Below are 17,614 nucleotides of genomic sequence, written 5' to 3' on the forward strand. Positions count from 1 at the left end.
ACTATATAAGTGTTTTAATTTCTAAATCTAATAATCTATTTTTAAGCTCAGTATAATCTATATTTAGCTTAATATCATCAAGATTAACTTGGGCTATTGATTCAATATCAGTTTTTATAGTAGCTAACTCTTTACTCATGAAAGCAGATTCTTTAGCACATAATTGTACACCAAATACTTCTTCATTTTTTAGCTTTTCTATATCTTCAGCATTAGAAAGTCTTATAGGGAATTTTAATTTTCCTAGCTTTTCTTCAAATAAAGGTTGTAAAGTAGTATCTTCTTCAGTAACTTCATCAAAAATAGCATTATAATTAATTTTATCACCATTTCCTAAGGCAATTACACCATCAGCTAGCATATAAGAAATTGGAGAACGACCAATACCTAAGCTTTCTTTGAAGAATTTCTTAAGTTCTTTTTCTTCTTTAGCACTTAAATTTTCAATTGTTTCATAGATAGCTTCAATAGTTCCATATTCTTGTAGTAGTGGAATAACAGCTTTCTCACCAACGCCTTTTACACCAGGGATATTATCAGAAGTATCTCCACAAAGAGCTTTATATTCAACTATTTGATATGGCTCTAATCCTTTTATATCTTTTAAAGTTGAAAGAGTAAATTCAAAGAAGCCATCAGGTACGTTAAATTCTTGTCTGTTTAAATTTAAATCTTCAAACATCTTATCAGCTTTGCTGCTACCTAGCCATACTCTAGTGTTGCTGTCGACTAATTGAAGATAATCTTCGTCTTTTGTGTGAAGAAAGACAGGAATTTCAGTTTGAAATCTTTTTGCCAGTGAGCCAGCAAAGTCATCAGCTTCATAAACTTCTTCATCATCTCTTCCACTTAAGAATTGAGGTATTATTCCTTGAAGAAGGTTTTGTGTACTAATAAACTGTTCTTTTAATGGATGAGGAGTTGCTTTTCTTGTACCTTTATATGTACCACCAGCAATTTCTTGTCTGAAAGTTTGTCTTGAAACATCCCATACTACAGCTAAGTGAGTAGGTTGGTTTTTCTTAATTAAAGATAAAAGCGTTCTCATGAAAGGAAATACACCGTTAGTATATCTTCCATCAGAAGTTTTCATAAGCCTTTCTAAGGCCTTTTCTTTATCTTCATCAGTCTTGGCCATTAAGTAAGCAGTAGCAGTGGCATAAAAGCTAGTGCTTAGCAAACTGCTACCATCTATAATAAGTAATTTTTCAGTCATAATATACTCCTTATACAATAGTTTTTTTATTATAAGTATAACCTCTATTATAACAAAAAACTATAGTTTAAAAATACTATAGTCGGTGTTAGTATAAAGTAGTGGACACATTAAGATGAACTAAGTAAAATAATATTTAGTTAAGAAAGGATGTGTCCATTAAGGGAAATAGTAGAAGTATACAATCAAAAAATATAATTATATAATAGTAGAAGTATTTAAATAAGGAGTGTTTATTTATGGAATACGTTAATGATATAAATATTCAAGAAGCAGTAATACATATTTTAGATAGTAATGGTATTGATCCAGTTCTAAATGAATTTACTTTAGAGCTTACAGAAGACATATATAAGTTTTTATATAGACATATTGAAAAATGTTTTAAAGATGAAGAATTAAAAACAGCTGTTTTTAATGAAGAAAGAAATATAGTTAAAGAAATTGTACAAGATTATTTAAATGGTGTAGATCATGATATAGTGAATCTTTCTAAGGAGCTAGCAAGACAGTTATTTGCCATAATGAATGGTAATACTAATATTCCATCATGTGATTTAATTGTTGTTTCTTTAATAACAGATCAAGGACCAATGATAGGTATACTTAAAATGGATTATGTTAAAAACTATACTCATCAAGTAGATTTTGTTGAAGATAAAATAGGAATAGGAATAGTTCCACAAATGGCAGGACTGCCAGGTAGTGGTCAAAGAATTCAAAAAGCTGCATTTATAAAGCCAATAAGAGAAGAGAATAAGTTCGATTTATACGTTATAGATAAACAAAGAAAATCTAAAGATGATGAAGAATATGGTGCTAATTATTTCATGAATCATTTCTTAGGATGTTCAGTGGTAGCTAATAATAGAGATATGACAAAGACATTTTTAAAAGCTACAGAAGCATGGACAAGAAGCAATATAACAGAAGATGCAGTAAAAGCTGAAAAAATAAGAACAGCTGTGAAAAGTAGATTAAAAGAAGATGATTCTATTAATATAGAAGATTTAGCTACTCAATTATTCCATAATGAGCCAAATGCAAAACAAGATTTTTCTACTTTTATCAAGGGCCAAGGAATTGAAGAAGAAGTATCTGTTGATAAGGCTTGGGTTGAAAAGAAGTTAAAGCGTGTAAGATTAAAAATTGATAAAGATATTGATTTATATATTGATGAAGAAACTTATCATGATAATAGCAAATTTGAAATTCAAAGAAATGGTGATGGAAGTATTAATATGATAATAAAACATGTTATAAATTATATAGAAAAATAATATTAAGAATTAAAATAAAAAATGATATAATAAATTAAATAAATTATGTAATGGAGTGTTAGTATATGCCTAGAGTTTTATTAAGTCCTAAAATAGACTTTGTATTTAAGAAAATATTTGGAAATGAAAAACATCCTGAAATACTAATATCTTTTTTAAATGCAGTTATGGAGCCTATTGATCCTATAAAATCAGTACAAATTAAAAATTCAGATATAGAAAAAGAACATATAGAAGATAAGTATAGTAGGTTAGACATAAAAGCTATAACAAATAGTGGAGAATATATTAATGTAGAAATACAGGTAAAGAATGAATATAATATGATAAAACGAAGTCTTTACTATTGGAGTAAATTATATGAAGAACAAATTATTCAAGGTGATAACTATGAAAAATTAGCTAAAACAGTTTGTATAAATATATTAGATTTTAAGTATTTGAAAAATAATAGGTATCATAATGCATATAGATTAAAAGAAATTAAAACAAATGAACAGTTAACAGATGTAATGGAAATTCATTTTATTGAAATACCAAAGCTTAAAAAAGTTAAAAATTCACAAGAAATAACAGATATGCTAACAGCTTGGATAGAGTTTATAAATAATCCAGAAGGTGAAGTTATTGCTAATTTGGAGATGTCAAAAAAAGAAATAAGAGAAGCAAAAGAAGAACTAATTAGATTAAGTGCAAACTCTAGAGAGAGAAGTATTTATGAAAAAAGAAAAGAATCATTGCTAAATAAAACTAGTGCTATTATAAAAGCTACAGAAGAGGGAAGAGCTGAAGGAAGGGCTGAAGGAAGAGCTGAAGGAAGAGCTGAAGGAAGAGCTGAAGGAAGGGCTGAAGGAATAGAAGAAGGTAAGAAGAATGAAAAAATTAAAAATATAAAGAGCTTTTTACTTCTTGGTATTGATGTAGAAACTATAGCTAAAGGTACAGGAATATCTGTTGAAGAAGTAAAAAGGATAAAAGAAGAAACAAAAAATTACTAGATAAATTCAAATTAATTTTTTGTATTTTTATTAAAAAAATCTTAAAACTATTATTTAATAGTGGATAAATTTAAAAATTTATAGTAGCATATTAATAAATTTTTAATAGGAGTGTTTTTTATGGTAAGAAATAAACTTAAGAATATGGCATTAAGTATTGCAGTACTTATGGGGCTTGGAATGGCTTCACCAGTATTTGCAAAATCAGACTATAATCCAGGTGACATATTAGCTCTAGGTTCTGACTTAACTGATGCACAAGAAGCAGCTCTAAGAAAGTATTTTAATGCGCCAGATGGCACAAATACTATATATGTAACAGATGAAGTAATCATAAAACAATTAGGTTTAGATCCAAATGATCCAGCTAATTATGCTGGTGGATGTTATTCAAGTGCATATGTAAAATTATTAGATGATAATAGTGGAATTAATGTAAAAGCTACTAATTTAACAGAAGTAACTGAAAGTATGTTGATGAATGCTTTAATTACTTCAGGAATAACAGCAGCAGATGTTAAGGTTTCTTCACCATTTAAAGTTACAGGAACTTCAGCTTTATCAGGAATACTTGCAGGTGTTGAAGAAGTTGGTGGCTTTGAAATTTCATTAAAGCAAAAGGAAACAGCGCAAAAGGAAATTGAAACGACTGTTGAAGTAGGAGATGAAATTGGTTCAGAAGAAGCTTCTACAATAATTAATGATATTAAAACTGAAGTAATTAAAGAGCAGCCAAAAACAGAAGAAGAAATTAAGAAGATAGTTGAAAATATTACAAATCAATATAATGTGAATATTAGTATTAATGCAAAAGATTCCATTGTAAACTTAATGAGTCATGTTAATGACTTAGGTTTAGATTACTCAGAATTAAAGAGTTCTTTAAAAGAAGCAAGTAATAAATTAAGCAATAATCTTAAGGAGTTAGGAATTAAGCTAAAGGAAGAAGGTTTCTTTGAAAAGATTAAAAACTGGTTTGTAGATTTGTGGGACAAGTTTATAAATTTATTTAGAAGCAATGATAATAATGAAGAAGAAAGTAAAGAAAATGCTCCTTTAGACTTTAATCAAGAACCAATAAAAGAGCAATCTGACGATGAAAATCAAAATTTAGAAGAAGAAATTAGACCAGTGGATGATACACAAATAGGAGACACAATAACAGAAGATTCAGTAAATGATGAAAATGTAAATGAGGATACAACAACTTCAGAAGAAAAACAAGTATCTGATGATACAAATACTAACTCATCAACAATGGATTCAGAAACAATTACAAATTAATTAAAAGCTGAAAGCTGGGAATTCTTAGCTTTCAGCTTTTTCTTTATAGTGTAAAATTACTTTAGTAATTTTACAAGGACTGCTTTTTGAGCATGTAGCCTATTTTCTGCTTCTTCAAAGATAGTATCAGCATGAGCTTCCAGTATTTCATTAGTGATTTCTTCACCTCTATGAGCAGGAAGGCAGTGAAGTACTATGGTATCTTCTTTAGCTAATGTCAAAAGCTTTTTATTTACTTGATAGCCATCAAAATCTATCCTTCTTTTATCACACTCTTCTTGTCCCATGCTAGCCCAGACATCAGTTACAATGACATCAACATCTTTGACAGCCTCTTCTGGAGAAGTTGTCATAAAGAAAGAAACACCATTTTTATTTGCTAATTCATGGCCTTTATTTATATAGTAAGCAGGTGGCTTATAGTCAGAAGGATTAGCAATAAAAACATTTATTCCTAAAGTAAGACATGCTACTAAAAGAGAATTACACATGTTATTACCATCACCAATATATGCTACTTTTAAGCCATCAAGAATTAATTTTTTTTCTCTAATTGTCATTAAGTCAGCTAATACTTGGCATGGATGCTCATCATCAGTTAAGCCATTTATAATAGGAATTGAAGCTACTTTTGCAAGAGTTTCTACATCTTTTTGTGAAAATGTTCTTATCATAATACCATCTAAATATCTAGATAATACTCTTGCTGTATCTTGAATAGGCTCTCCACGACCAATTTGTAAATCTTTTGAGCTTAGAAATAGAGGATGACCTCCTAATTCATACATACCAACTTCAAAAGATACTCTTGTACGAGTAGAAGCTTTTTCAAAAATCATCCCTAAAGATTTCCCTTTAAGCAAATGATGTTCAATTCCATGTTTATTTTCATATTTTAATTGATCTGCCAGGTTTAAAATATCTAAGATTTCTTCTTTAGATAAATTATCCATACGTAATAAATCCTTTTTCATAAAAACCCCCTTAAATCAATTAACTTAGGCATTTTAATAAAATGGCTAAGCCTTTTTTTATTTCGATTTCACTTATAGTAAGTGGTGGCAGAAGTCTCACTACATTTTTGCCAGCAGTTAGTATTAAAATACCTTTTTCAAGAGCTTTCTTTTGTATTTCATCTGGAGGACAAGAGACTTCAATGCCAATCATAAGACCTAAGCCACGTATATTTTTAACTAAAGGCAGCTTTGATTTTGTAAGTGTTTGTCTTATAAATTTCCCCTTGGCTTGTACAGATGATAGTAATTCATCATTACAAATTTGATCTAAGACAGCCAATGCACCAGCGCATACCACTGGATTACCACCAAAAGTTGAACCATGATCGCCAGGTGTAAAAGTATTAGATAATTTTTCATTACAGAGTATAGCACCAATAGGTAGACCTCCGCCTAAGCCTTTAGCAAGTGTAATAATATCAGCTTCTACACCAAACTCCTGAAAGCAAAAGATATGACCTGTTCTACCTAGTCCACATTGAACTTCATCAAAAATGATTAAAACATCTTTTTCTTTACATACATTACATACTTCTTGTACAAAGTTACTATTTAATAAATTAACTCCGCCTTCTCCTTGAATTGCTTCCATTATAATAGCACATACATCATCAGTAAGCTTTTCTTTGAAATCTTCTATAGAATTAGGTGTTACGTAGTCATAGCCATCTGGAAATGGATCAAAGTATTTATGGAACTTATCTTGTCCAGTAGCTGTAAGGGTAGCTAAGGTTCTTCCATGGAAAGAATCTTTTAAAGAAAGAATTTTATTTCTTTTTCCACCATATTTCATATAGCTATATTTTTTTGCTAGTTTAAGGGCACCTTCATTTGCTTCTGCACCAGAGTTGGAAAAAAACACTTTACTCATTTTAGAGATTGTAGTTAATTTATTAGCTAATTCAACAGTAGGAGTACTTAAAAAGATGTTTGAAAGATGAGCAAAAGAATTAAGCTGATTTAAAATAGCTTCATTTAATTTTTTATTGTTATAACCAACAGAGCTAACGCCAATTCCACTGGTAAAATCTATATATTTTTTATTATTTTCATCAAATAGGCAAGAACCTTCCCCATGAGTAATTATTATAGGTAGAGGAGCATAAGTATGCATTAAACATTCATTAGCTTTTTCAAATAAATTCATTGAAAAACCTCCTTAATTAATTGATAATTTAAAAGATTTCTGTTCCAATTCCTTTTTCAGATAGTAGCTCAAGTAGTATAGCATGAGGAATTCTACCATCTATAATAACTGATTTTTTTACACCAAGGCGTACAGCTTCAACGCAGCAACTTATCTTAGGTAACATTCCGCCTTGAATTACTTTGTCTAAAGTAAGCTTAGGTATTTCATGAAGCCTTAAGGTGGAAATTAATGAAGAAGAGTCCTTCGGATTCATCAGTACTCCTGGAACATCTGTCAGTAAAAGAAGTTTTTCTGCCTTAAGAGCGGCAGCAACTTTAGAAGCACAAGTATCAGCATTGATGTTATAGCTATCTTTATGGTCATTATCAGTACCTATGGAAGCAACCACAGGAATGTATCCTGCTTCAATGGCTAACTTTAAAGGGGCCGTATTCACATTAGTTATTTCACCAACATATCCTAAGTCCACATCGGAATTTATCTTTTTACAAGTAATAAGATCACCATCTATACCTGAAAATCCCAATGCTTTACCACCACAATGCCCAAGAAGTTTCACAAGATCTTTGTTGACTTTTCCAGCAAGAACCATTTGAGCAACATCCATGGTATCTTTATCAGTATATCTTAGACCATTAATAAACTTACTTTTATGATTTATTTTCTTTAAAGTACCACTAATATCAGGACCACCACCATGAACAATGATGGGATTTATTCCTATACATTTCATTAAAACAATATCGTTGATAATAGTTTTGGTTAATTTATCATTAACCATTGCATTGCCACCATATTTTATCACCATGGTTTTACCATAGTAGGCTTGTATAAATGGTAAGGCTTGAATTAATATATTTGCATGTTCACTATGATTCAATCTAATTCACTTCCTAACTTCTATAATCGCCGTTAATTTTTACATAGTCATAAGTTAAATCACAGCCCCAGGCAGTAGCAGAGGCATTGCCAGAATGTAAATTAATATTTATCTTCACATCATCCTTTAATAATATTTCTTTGGCTTTACCTTCATCAAATTCTACATAACAGCCATTTGCACATACTAGTATTGAATCTGTTTCACAAGCAAATTCAACAGTTACTAAATTAGGATTAAACTCAGTATTAGCATATCCTAAGGCACAAAGTACTCGGCCCCAGTTGGCATCGCTACCAAAAATAGCAGTCTTAACTAAGCTAGAGTTAATTACACTTTTAGCAAGAATTTCTGCCGATTTCTCATTCTTACAGCCAGAGACATTACATTCAATTAATTTGGTGGCACCTTCACCATCTTTGGCAATTTCCTTAGCTAAATGGATATTAAGGGTATTTAATGCTTCAAGAAAAGTATAGTAGTTATGGTCTTTTTCATTTATGTTATCATTATTAGCTAAGCCATTAGCTAGTATCACAACCATATCATTAGTACTGGAATCGCCATCAACACTTACTCTGTTATAAGATATATCAACAGAAGATTTTAAGGCTTCTTTTAAAAGTTTTGCATCAATATTTAAGTCTGTAGTTATAAAAGAAAGCATGGTAGCCATATTAGGATGAATCATACCAGAACCTTTGGCCATGGCACCTATAACTACAGGAGTACCGTTAATTTGGAATTCAATGGATATTTCCTTCGCAGCTGTATCAGTAGTAATTATTGCTTCAGCAGCAGAGTGTCCTCCATAACTATTAAGCTGAGCTATAGCTATAGGGATACCATCTTTAATAGCATCAATGTTTAAGGGAACTCCTATTACCCCAGTAGAAGCAACTAAAACATCATCAGCTTTTATATTTAAGGCTTTTCCACAAAGAGAAGCCATTTTTTTAGCTTTTTCTAAACCATCATCACCTGTGCAAGTATTGGCATTACCACTATTAATTATGATGGCTTGTGCACATTTATTATTTAAATGCTCTTTGGTGATAAGTAGTGGGGCACCTTTAACTTTATTTTTTGTATAAACGCCACATGCAGTAGCTGTAACGTCAGAATAAATAATAGCTAAATCTTTTTTTAAGGAACTTTTTTTTATGCCGCAATGAATTCCTGCAGCCTTAAACCCCTTTGGTGCAGTAACACCTTTATTTATATTAATTTTAATTTCAATAACCTCCTTAAAAATTAAAATGGAGGGCTTATCATATTTAGCCCGCAATCTTCATTTAGTCCTAGAATTAAGTTTAAGTTTTGTATAGCTTGTCCAGCGGCACCTTTAATCATATTATCTATGGTGCTGATAATTATCAATTTATTTTTTTGATAGTTTTCATGTAATGAAATTTGACAATTATTAGAGTATTTTACATTTTTAATTTCTGCTGTGGTATTTAAAGGTAATACTTGAAGGAATTTTTCATTTTTATAAAACTCATCATATATTTGATGTATTGATTTAAGTGATAGATTATTTTTTGTTTCGCAATAAATTGTTGAAAGAATACCTCTATTTATTGGTAGAAGATGAGGAGTAAAGGTTACTTCTATAGATTCGCCAGCAATAGATGAGAGTGTTTGTTCAATTTCAGGAGTATGCCTATGACAGCCTATGTTGTAAGGGACAAAGTTTTCATTTAATTCAGGGTAGTGACTTTTAAGAGAAAGTCCACGCCCAGCACCAGTAGCACCAGATTTGGAATCAATAATTACATTATTTGTTTTAATTAATGAATTTTTTAGTAAAGGCATTAATGCTAAAGCAATGCTTGTTGGATAACAGCCAGGGTTAGCAATAATACTACAATTTTTAATTTTTTTACGGTTTAATTCAGGAAGTCCATAAACGCTAAGCTTATGTAAATCACTATTTATAAAATTTTTACCATACCATTGTTGATAATCTTTTTCAGAATCAAGTCTAAAATCTGCACCTAAATCGATGATTTTCTTTTTTCTTTCTAAGGCTTTTAGAGCAAATTTTTCGCTAAGTCCATGAGGAAGAGCAGTGAATATTACATCACATTTCTCAATAACATTCTCAGGATTTTCGCAAATTAAATTGATTTTATTAATAAGAATTTTATAGATGGAAGCTATTTCTTCACCTTTAAAAGATGAAGACGAAATAGCTTCAACAGTAACCAAAGGATGGGTTAAAAGTAGCCTTAAAAGCTCTATGCCCACATAGCCTGTAGCACCAATAATTCCTACTTTAGACATTTTAGCACCTCCAATTTTTCACCTATGAAGTTTTCTAAAAGGGAAATTTGATTTTGTACTGATGAGGAGCTAGGGCCTCCCATAACACTTCTTCCTTCTACACAAGTTATTAGATCTATGGCTTTATATACATCTTCTTCAAAGAAAGGAGAAAATGATTTAAATTCATCTAAAGTTAAATCGTAAATAGTCTTATTTTCGTCTATGCAATATAAGACGATTTTACCAACTATTTCATGAGCATTTCTAAAGGCTTCACCTTTTTTTACTAGGTAATCAGCAACATCAGTGGCATTGGTAAATCCACCAGAAGCAGCTTTATTCATTACATCCTTTTTTATTTTCATGGTATCAAGCATTCCAGTAAAGGTTTGGATTGATAGTAGTACAGTATCAAGTCCATCAAATAAAGATTCTTTATCTTCCTGCATATCTTTGTTATAAGCTAAAGGAATTCCTTTCATCACAGTTAAAAGCGTCATTAAGTCACCATAAACACGGCCTGTCTTACCACGAACTAATTCTGCTACATCAGGATTTTTCTTTTGAGGCATTATGCTACTACCAGTACTATAAGCATCATCTAGCTCAACAAAGTTAAATTCATCTGTACACCAAAGGATCACTTCTTCTGAAAAACGTGAAAGATGCATCATTATAAGTGAAAGGGCAGATAATGCTTCAATGGCGTAATCTCTATCTGAAACAGAATCAATACTATTTATTGTAGGATTATTAAAGCCAAGTTCATTACTGACAAAATTTCTATCTATAGGATAAGTAGAAGTGGCCAATGCACCGCTACCTAAAGGCATTTCATTCATTCTATCATAGCAGTTTAGAAGTCTGCCGTAGTCTCTTTTAAGCATTTCAGCATAAGCCATTATGTGATGAGCAAAAGTAATTGGCTGTGCTTTTTGCATATGAGTATAGCCAGGCATTATGGTATTTATATTTTCTTTTGCTTTGTTTAAAATTACAGTTTGTAAATTTAATACCTGGTTGGCTACCACTATTAAATATTTTTTTACATATAATTTAGTGTCTAAAGCCACCTGATCATTACGGCTTCTGCCAGTATGAAGTTTTTTTCCTTCATCACCAATATAATATGTTAGAGTACTTTCAATAAAACTATGGATATCTTCTGAAGCGTTATCTATATCAATAACTCCGTTTTCTATTCTTTTTAATATTTCATTTAATCCATTCACTATTTTTTCACTGTCCTTTGATGATATTATTCCTTGTCTGCCAAGCATTTTTACGTGAGCAAGGCTTCCTATAATATCTTCCTTATACATACGAGAATCAATAGATATTGAGGCATTAAAGGTATTTACTAATTCATTAACGCCAGATTTAAATCTTCCTCCCCAAAGCTTCATGGTTATTGATCCTGTTTCTTAATTGCTGAATGCATTTTTGAATTTACTATTGTAGGAAGACCAAAAAGATTTATAAATCCTTCAGCATCTTTTTGATTATAGACACCATCTTCACCAAAAGTAGCATATTCTTCGCTATATAAGGAATAAGGAGAAGTCATACCAGCATTTACGATATTACCTTTATATAATTTTAATTTAATTTCACCAGTGACAGTTTCCTGTGTTTTATTGACAAAGGCAGATAAGGCTTCTCTAAGAGGAGAGAACCATTGGCCATTATATACTAAGTCAGCAAATTTTAAGGCAATGATTTCTTTATAGTGGGCAGTTTCTTTATCTAAACATAATTCTTCTAGATCTTTATGAGCTTTGTAAAGAATAGTTCCACCAGGAGTTTCATATACACCACGAGATTTCATTCCTACAAGTCTGTTTTCCACCATATCAATTATTCCAATAGCATTCTTTCCACCAATGTCATTTAGCTTTTCTAGTAATTTAACACCAGAAAGTTTTTCACCATTTAAAGCAACAGCAATACCTTTTTCAAAAGTTAAGCTTATATAAGTAGCTTCATCAGGTGCATTTTCTAAAGTGTTAGAAAGCTCAAGAATCTTATGATATTTTGGCTCATTTTCAGGATATTCAAGATCAAGGCCTTCATGGCTTAAGTGCCAAAGGTTTTTATCTTTACTATAGTTTGTTTCATAAGTAATTTTTAGCGGAATATTATGGTCTTCGGCGTATTTAATTTCTTCTTCTCTAGATTTTATATCCCAAATTCTCCATGGAGCAATGATGTCCATATCAGGAGCAAAATGTTTCACAGCAAGTTCAAAACGTACTTGGTCATTACCTTTACCAGTACAGCCATGGCAAATAGCATCAGCACCTTCATTAAGAGCAATTTCTACTAATTTTTTACCAATGATAGGTCTCGCAAAAGAAGTTCCTAGAAGATATTTCCCTTCATAAATAGCACCAGCTTGAATAGTTGGGAATATATAGTCTTCCACAAATTCTTTAGTTAAATCTTCAATATAAATTTTAGATGCCCCAGAAGATAAAGCTTTTTCTTTTAAGCCTTCAAGTTCATCTTTTTGCCCCACATTTCCCACAACAGCAATAACTTCACAGCCATAATTTTCTTTTAGCCAAGAGATAATTATAGATGTATCTAATCCTCCAGAATAAGCTAGTACAACTTTATTGTATTTTTTCATAGATATAGCCCCCTTTTATAAATCATCCGAAATTTTAGAAATTTTTTTAAAAATTACTAAATATTTATATATGATTATATTCCTATGTGAATAAATATGCAATAATTATTTTTAAAAATGCATAGAAACTTTGTTTTTAGATTTTAATTGCATAAATAGTTAATAAAGATGTATAAAATGTGTAGAGGTAAAATAAAAAACAGCATGAAGTAATATATTTAATAATCTTAAAAAATATACTACTTTATGCTATTAATAAATGATAACTGTACCAGAAATATTTATTGATAGTGAATAATAAAATTAACAAAAATTAAAATATGTTTTTTAAATCAGGTACTTGAAGGTCTTTTATATGTTGTGCTGCAAATTTCAATAGATGTAGTGAAGTAGAAGCCTCAGACATATCATCTTTTTCAATATAGACTGTAAGCTTTAAAGCTTCGTTTAATAACACGTCATAATCAAGATGATTAATATAAATTGAAGGAATAATATTTTGTTCATCAAGACGGCTAAAGATAATCATAGCAGCTTCAAAGCTTTCTTCTTTATTTTCACTGGATAATCCATATTCTAAAAATTCGCAATCGTTGATTGTATCTGTACATAAATTTTTAAATTTCATATCTGAATAAAATAAAAAAGATATTAAAATCAAAAAAATAAAAATTGAAATTAATGAATTTTTCATTTGTCCTCCTCAATATATTCATCATATCTTTGAAAAAAGAATTTTCCTTCGGTATCAGTCATAGCTAGAATTATTTCTTCAATTTTTCCTGCTTTATGTTTATCTAATTCATGTTGTATCCAAGCTTTATTTTTTCTACTGCTAGTTAATGAATTATTATTAATATGGCCATCAAGAATGTATATAATAGGTAATCTTGGTGGAGAGCTACTGGAACTTTTATTATTTTTACAAGATGACTTATGCTTTTGAGTATCTGAAGAGAAACCATTTCCTTCACTAGCACTATTACTAGTAGGTTGAGTATTGCTTGAACATTTAACTATAGGACTTGGAGAACTAGAACTTGAAGCAGAGCTTGAGCTAGTCAAAAATGACAATTGTCCGTTATTTTCCAAAATTGCATACTCAATTTCATTTAAATCAAAGTAACCAGCTAGTCTAAGTTCTTCCATAAGCTCATCTAGATTGATTTGTTGTTTTGAAAGAGCCTTCATATTTATCTTGCCTTTATGAACTAAAATTACTGGCTCGCCTTCTAATATTTTTCTCGCCAATTGGCTTTTAAGTTGAAGTTGAGTCAGAATTGTTTTTATAAATAGCAATGTAATTATAGGTATTATACCTAAAATTAAAGGAAGACGCGTATCTTGCATTGGAAGTGCTGCTAAATCTGAAATCATTATTGTTATTACAAATTCGTAAGGTTGTAACTCTCCTATTTGACGTTTTCCCATCAATCTCATCACCAATATTACCAGTGAGTAGAGAATAATGGTTCTTATTAATACTATAAACATATGCTAAAACCACCTCAAAATAAGTATTTGTAAATATTACTCTTTTATGCAAAGTATATCTTTTATAAGCAGAAAGATTTTAAGACAAAATAATATAAAATGATAGAAAAAAATCTTTTTATGTATATAATAAAAATAAGAGGTGAACAGTTTAGGAGGAAGAATTATGGACAATATACGAAATAATTCTAGAACACTACAATTTATATTTATAAAAGCAGTTTTAGATTTATATAAAGATGCAACAGTAACTATGGAACATAGTATAGGAAAATGGGTATTTGGAGAAATTCATAAGAAAGATCCTTTAACTGCTGAAGAAGTAAATGATATTAAGAAGGAAATACAAAAACTAATTGATAAAAATTATCCTATAAAGCGAATTAAGGTAAAAAGAGAAGATGCAATAAAAATTTTTCAAAACTACGGTATGGAGGATAAAGTAAAGCTATTGCAGCAAACAAGCTTTCAAGTAGTAACTTTATATGAATTAGATGGAAGATATGATTATTTTTATGGACCAATGTGGGAATCAACAGGTGTCATTAAAAATTTTGATGTTAAGTTTTATAATGGCGGATTTATTTTAGGATATCCAATAGATGAAAATTTAATGATAGTAAATAAATTTGTAGAACAAAGAAAGCTCACCAATATATTTAGAGAAACTGAAAAGTGGTTAAATATTTTAGGAATAGGGGAAGTTGGCTCATTAAATGAAAAAATATCAAATGGAGAGCTAATTGATTTGATTATGATAAGCGAAGCTCTTCATGAAAAGAAAATTGCTCAAATATCAGATATGATAAGTGATAAAAAAGAGATAAAAGCTGTTTTTGTATCTGGACCAAGTTCATCAGGGAAAACGACCTTTGCCCATAGATTAGCTATTCAGTTGAAGGTAAATGGATTAAGTCCAATACCAATATCTCTTGATAATTATTTTGTTAATAGGGAAGAAACTCCAAGAGATGAAGATGGAGAATATGATTTTGAGTCAGTAAAATCTATAGATGTAAAATTTTTTAAAAATCAAATGAAGGAATTATTTGAGGGTAAGGAGGTAGAAATACCTATATTTAATTTCTTAACAGGATATAGGGAAAAATTAGGTAACAAGGTGAAAATGCCTAAAAATGGCATCCTGATAATTGAAGGAATTCATGGACTTAATCCAATTTTGACATCTTCCTTAGATGAAAATAATATCTTTAAAATTTATATTTCAGCATTAACACAGTTAAATTTGGACAATCATAACAGAATTTCCACAGCTGATGTAAGACGTGTGAGAAGAATTGTTAGGGATAGTTTATCTAGAGGTAAAAATGCAGAAGAAACATTGCTTATGTGGCCAAGTATAAAGAAAGGTGAGGAAAAAAATATTTTTGTTTATCAAGAAGAAGCAGATGTTATGTTTAATTCTACTTTAGTATATGAATTATGTGTATTAAAGAGAAAGGCCCTAGAAGAATTAGATAAAGTAAGTGCAGATAGTAGTGTTTATGATGAAGTAAAAAGGCTAAAAGCATTTTTAGGATTTTTTGATGAGATAGATAAAGCACTGGTACCAGAGAATTCAATTTTAAGAGAATTTATTGGAGGGAGCATCTTTTATAAATATTAATTAATATTTATAAATTGGTAATGGATAATTAGTAATTGATAATTGCTGATGAAAGTCTTGGACTTTCTGAAGAATATATTTGTGAAATTTTCTTAAACAGTTTCATCCATACTTAAACAGTTTCATCCATAATTATCAATTATCCATTATCAATTAAAAAGACTGGGGGTAGTTTATGAAAAGCGTAGGTGTATTTGATATTTTAGGACCAATAATGATTGGACCATCATCATCTCATACGGCAGGTGCAGCTAGATTAGGGAAGATAGCAAGGGCAGTTGCTGGAGGTGATATAAAAAAAGTTATCTTTTTATTACATGGATCTTTTGCTAAAACATATAAGGGACATGGCACGGATAGAGCTCTTGTAGCTGGTATATTAGGTATGGAACCTAGTGACTTAAGGTTAAGGAATGCATTAGATATTGCAGAAAAAGAAGGAATTAAAATAATTTTTCAGGAAGCTGATCTTGGTGATGTTCATCCTAATACAGTTAAAGTATTAATTGAAGGTCGAGAAGGTGAAGAATATGAAATGGTTGGTTCATCCATTGGTGGTGGAAGTATTAATGTTACAGAAGTAAATGGAAGTAATGTTGAGTTTACAGGAGCATATCCAACACTAGTGATTTCACATATGGATGTTCCAGGAGTTGTATCACAAGTTACAGCACTGTTATTTGAGTTAGATATAAATATAGCTTTTATGAAGGTAATTAGAAGCCAAAAAGGAAAAGAAGCAACTATGGTTTTTGAATTAGATGGAGAAATGACTGAGGAAGCTGTAGAACAAATTAAAAGCTTTGGATACATAAAAAAAGTTATTATGATTAATCCAATTAAGGATGGTGAGTAATATGCTAGAAGCTAAAAATGGTGAAGAATTATTAAGAATATGTGAATCAGAAAATATTTCTTTAAGTGAATATGCTATTAGAATAGAAATGGAAAATAGAGAAATAACGAGAGAAGAAGCTTATGCAAGAATGAGAGATGTATTGCAGGCTATGAAAGATGGAGCTAATGAAGGTAGGGCTAAAGAAGTTTATTCAGTTAGTGGACTTATTGGTGGAGATGGTTATAAAATGCAGAAATACCTAGAAAGTAAAGAGACTTTAACAGGTGATGTAATTGTAAAAGCCATGGCCATGGCGTTATCGTCATCAGAGGTAAATGCTTCTATGGGAAGGATAGTGGCTTGTCCTACAGCAGGATCTTGTGGAATATTGCCAGCAGTAGTTTTATCAGCAGGAGAAAGACTTAATAAAAGTGATGATGAATTAATAAATGCTTTATTTACTTCTTCAGCAGTAGGAATGATTATAGGAAGAAATGCAACTCTTTCTGGAGCAGAAGGAGGATGTCAGGCAGAATGTGGTTCAGCATCAGCTATGGCAGCAGCTGCTGTAGTTGAGATGATGGGTGGAACTGCAAAGATGTGCTTAGATGCAGGAGCTATAGTATTAAAAAATATATTAGGATTAGTATGTGATCCTGTAGCTGGTTTAGTGGAGATACCATGTGCTAAAAGAAATGCAGCAGGTGCTGTAAGTGCATTATCAACAGCAGAGTTAGTTATGGCAGGTGTTAGCTCTCATATTCCTTTTGATGATGCAGTAACAGCTATGTATCAAGTAGGTAAAAGTCTTCCATCTTCACTGAGAGAAACTGCTTTAGGGGGAGTTGCAATTACTAAAGCAGGATTGATTTTAAAGAAAAAAGTTTTTGGTGATGAAGAATAAGAAAATAATAAAAAGAAATTAGCT

Annotated in this window: 16 protein-coding genes; 6 read left to right on the forward strand and 10 right to left on the reverse strand. The window is 30.6% G+C overall.

The window, feature by feature from the left end; translation table 11 throughout:
• Position 1: 1 nt before the first annotated feature.
• Entirely contained in the window at positions 2-1,216 is a 1,215-nt protein-coding gene (locus Q5O29_RS10550; RefSeq protein WP_022212909.1) for a 5'-3' exonuclease H3TH domain-containing protein, read from the reverse strand.
• 239 nt (positions 1,217-1,455) lie between these two features.
• On the opposite strand from Q5O29_RS10550, the gene Q5O29_RS10555 reads away from it, so the two are divergent.
• From Q5O29_RS10555 to Q5O29_RS10565, 3 genes are all read left to right on the forward strand, one after another.
• Positions 1,456-2,496: a nucleoid-associated protein gene (locus tag Q5O29_RS10555; protein WP_022212910.1), complete on the forward strand. Its 1,041-nt coding sequence runs from the start codon at positions 1,456-1,458 to the stop codon at positions 2,494-2,496.
• A gap of 65 nt (positions 2,497-2,561) precedes the next feature.
• Positions 2,562-3,494: an Rpn family recombination-promoting nuclease/putative transposase gene (locus tag Q5O29_RS10560; protein ID WP_022212911.1), complete on the forward strand. Its 933-nt coding sequence runs from the start codon at positions 2,562-2,564 to the stop codon at positions 3,492-3,494.
• A gap of 120 nt (positions 3,495-3,614) precedes the next feature.
• Complete coding sequence (locus tag Q5O29_RS10565; RefSeq protein ID WP_022212912.1) at positions 3,615-4,778, forward strand: DUF1002 domain-containing protein; 1,164 nt, start codon at positions 3,615-3,617, stop codon at positions 4,776-4,778.
• Between the two features lie 56 nt (positions 4,779-4,834).
• Here the strand turns inward: Q5O29_RS10565 and argF are convergent, their stop codons facing one another.
• The 9 genes from argF to Q5O29_RS10610 all read right to left on the reverse strand — a co-directional run bounded on the left by argF (position 4,835) and on the right by Q5O29_RS10610 (position 14,221).
• Entirely contained in the window at positions 4,835-5,752 is a 918-nt protein-coding gene (gene argF, locus Q5O29_RS10570) for an ornithine carbamoyltransferase (protein WP_022212913.1), read from the reverse strand.
• 19 nt (positions 5,753-5,771) lie between these two features.
• A complete protein-coding gene (locus Q5O29_RS10575; RefSeq protein ID WP_022212914.1) occupies positions 5,772-6,941 on the reverse strand; it encodes an aspartate aminotransferase family protein in 1,170 nt (389 codons plus the stop codon).
• Between the two features lie 28 nt (positions 6,942-6,969).
• A complete protein-coding gene (gene argB, locus Q5O29_RS10580) occupies positions 6,970-7,824 on the reverse strand; it encodes an acetylglutamate kinase (RefSeq protein WP_022212915.1) in 855 nt (284 codons plus the stop codon).
• 13 nt (positions 7,825-7,837) lie between these two features.
• Positions 7,838-9,058, reverse strand: coding sequence for a bifunctional ornithine acetyltransferase/N-acetylglutamate synthase (gene argJ / locus Q5O29_RS10585; RefSeq protein WP_302630850.1), 1,221 nt, complete (start codon positions 9,056-9,058; stop codon positions 7,838-7,840).
• Positions 9,059-9,078: 20 nt separating this feature from the next.
• Positions 9,079-10,113, reverse strand: a complete 1,035-nt coding sequence (gene argC, locus Q5O29_RS10590) for an N-acetyl-gamma-glutamyl-phosphate reductase (RefSeq protein WP_022212917.1) — start codon at positions 10,111-10,113, stop codon at positions 9,079-9,081.
• Entirely contained in the window at positions 10,101-11,501 is a 1,401-nt protein-coding gene (gene argH, locus Q5O29_RS10595; RefSeq protein WP_022212918.1) for an argininosuccinate lyase, read from the reverse strand. Before argH ends, argC begins: the two co-directional genes overlap by 13 nt.
• A gap of 2 nt (positions 11,502-11,503) precedes the next feature.
• Positions 11,504-12,727 carry an argininosuccinate synthase gene (locus Q5O29_RS10600; RefSeq protein WP_022212919.1) on the reverse strand — a complete coding sequence of 408 codons (1,224 nt, stop codon included), beginning with the start codon at positions 12,725-12,727 and terminating at the stop codon, positions 11,504-11,506.
• 313 nt (positions 12,728-13,040) lie between these two features.
• Positions 13,041-13,421 carry a DUF4363 family protein gene (locus Q5O29_RS10605; protein WP_022212920.1) on the reverse strand — a complete coding sequence of 127 codons (381 nt, stop codon included), beginning with the start codon at positions 13,419-13,421 and terminating at the stop codon, positions 13,041-13,043.
• The gene (locus Q5O29_RS10610) at positions 13,418-14,221 is read right to left on the reverse strand and encodes a YetF domain-containing protein (RefSeq protein ID WP_022212921.1); all 804 of its coding nucleotides are present in this window, start codon (positions 14,219-14,221) and stop codon (positions 13,418-13,420) included. The genes Q5O29_RS10605 and Q5O29_RS10610 overlap by 4 nt, the downstream gene beginning before the upstream one ends.
• A 166-nt stretch (positions 14,222-14,387) precedes the next feature.
• Between Q5O29_RS10610 and Q5O29_RS10615 the strand changes: the two genes are divergently transcribed.
• The 3 genes from Q5O29_RS10615 (at position 14,388) to sdaAA (ending at position 17,590) form a co-directional block, all read left to right on the forward strand.
• Positions 14,388-15,848: a nucleoside kinase gene (locus tag Q5O29_RS10615; protein WP_022212922.1), complete on the forward strand. Its 1,461-nt coding sequence runs from the start codon at positions 14,388-14,390 to the stop codon at positions 15,846-15,848.
• Between the two features lie 175 nt (positions 15,849-16,023).
• A complete protein-coding gene (gene sdaAB / locus Q5O29_RS10620; RefSeq protein WP_022212923.1) occupies positions 16,024-16,704 on the forward strand; it encodes an L-serine ammonia-lyase, iron-sulfur-dependent subunit beta in 681 nt (226 codons plus the stop codon).
• Between the two features lies 1 nt (position 16,705).
• Complete coding sequence (gene sdaAA / locus Q5O29_RS10625; protein WP_022212924.1) at positions 16,706-17,590, forward strand: L-serine ammonia-lyase, iron-sulfur-dependent, subunit alpha; 885 nt, start codon at positions 16,706-16,708, stop codon at positions 17,588-17,590.
• Positions 17,591-17,614: the final 24 nt, after the last annotated feature.

The organism is Clostridium sp. CAG:265, assembly GCF_000436575.1.
GTDB classification, from domain to species: Bacteria; Bacillota; Clostridia; order Clostridiales; family Clostridiaceae; genus Clostridium; species Clostridium lentum.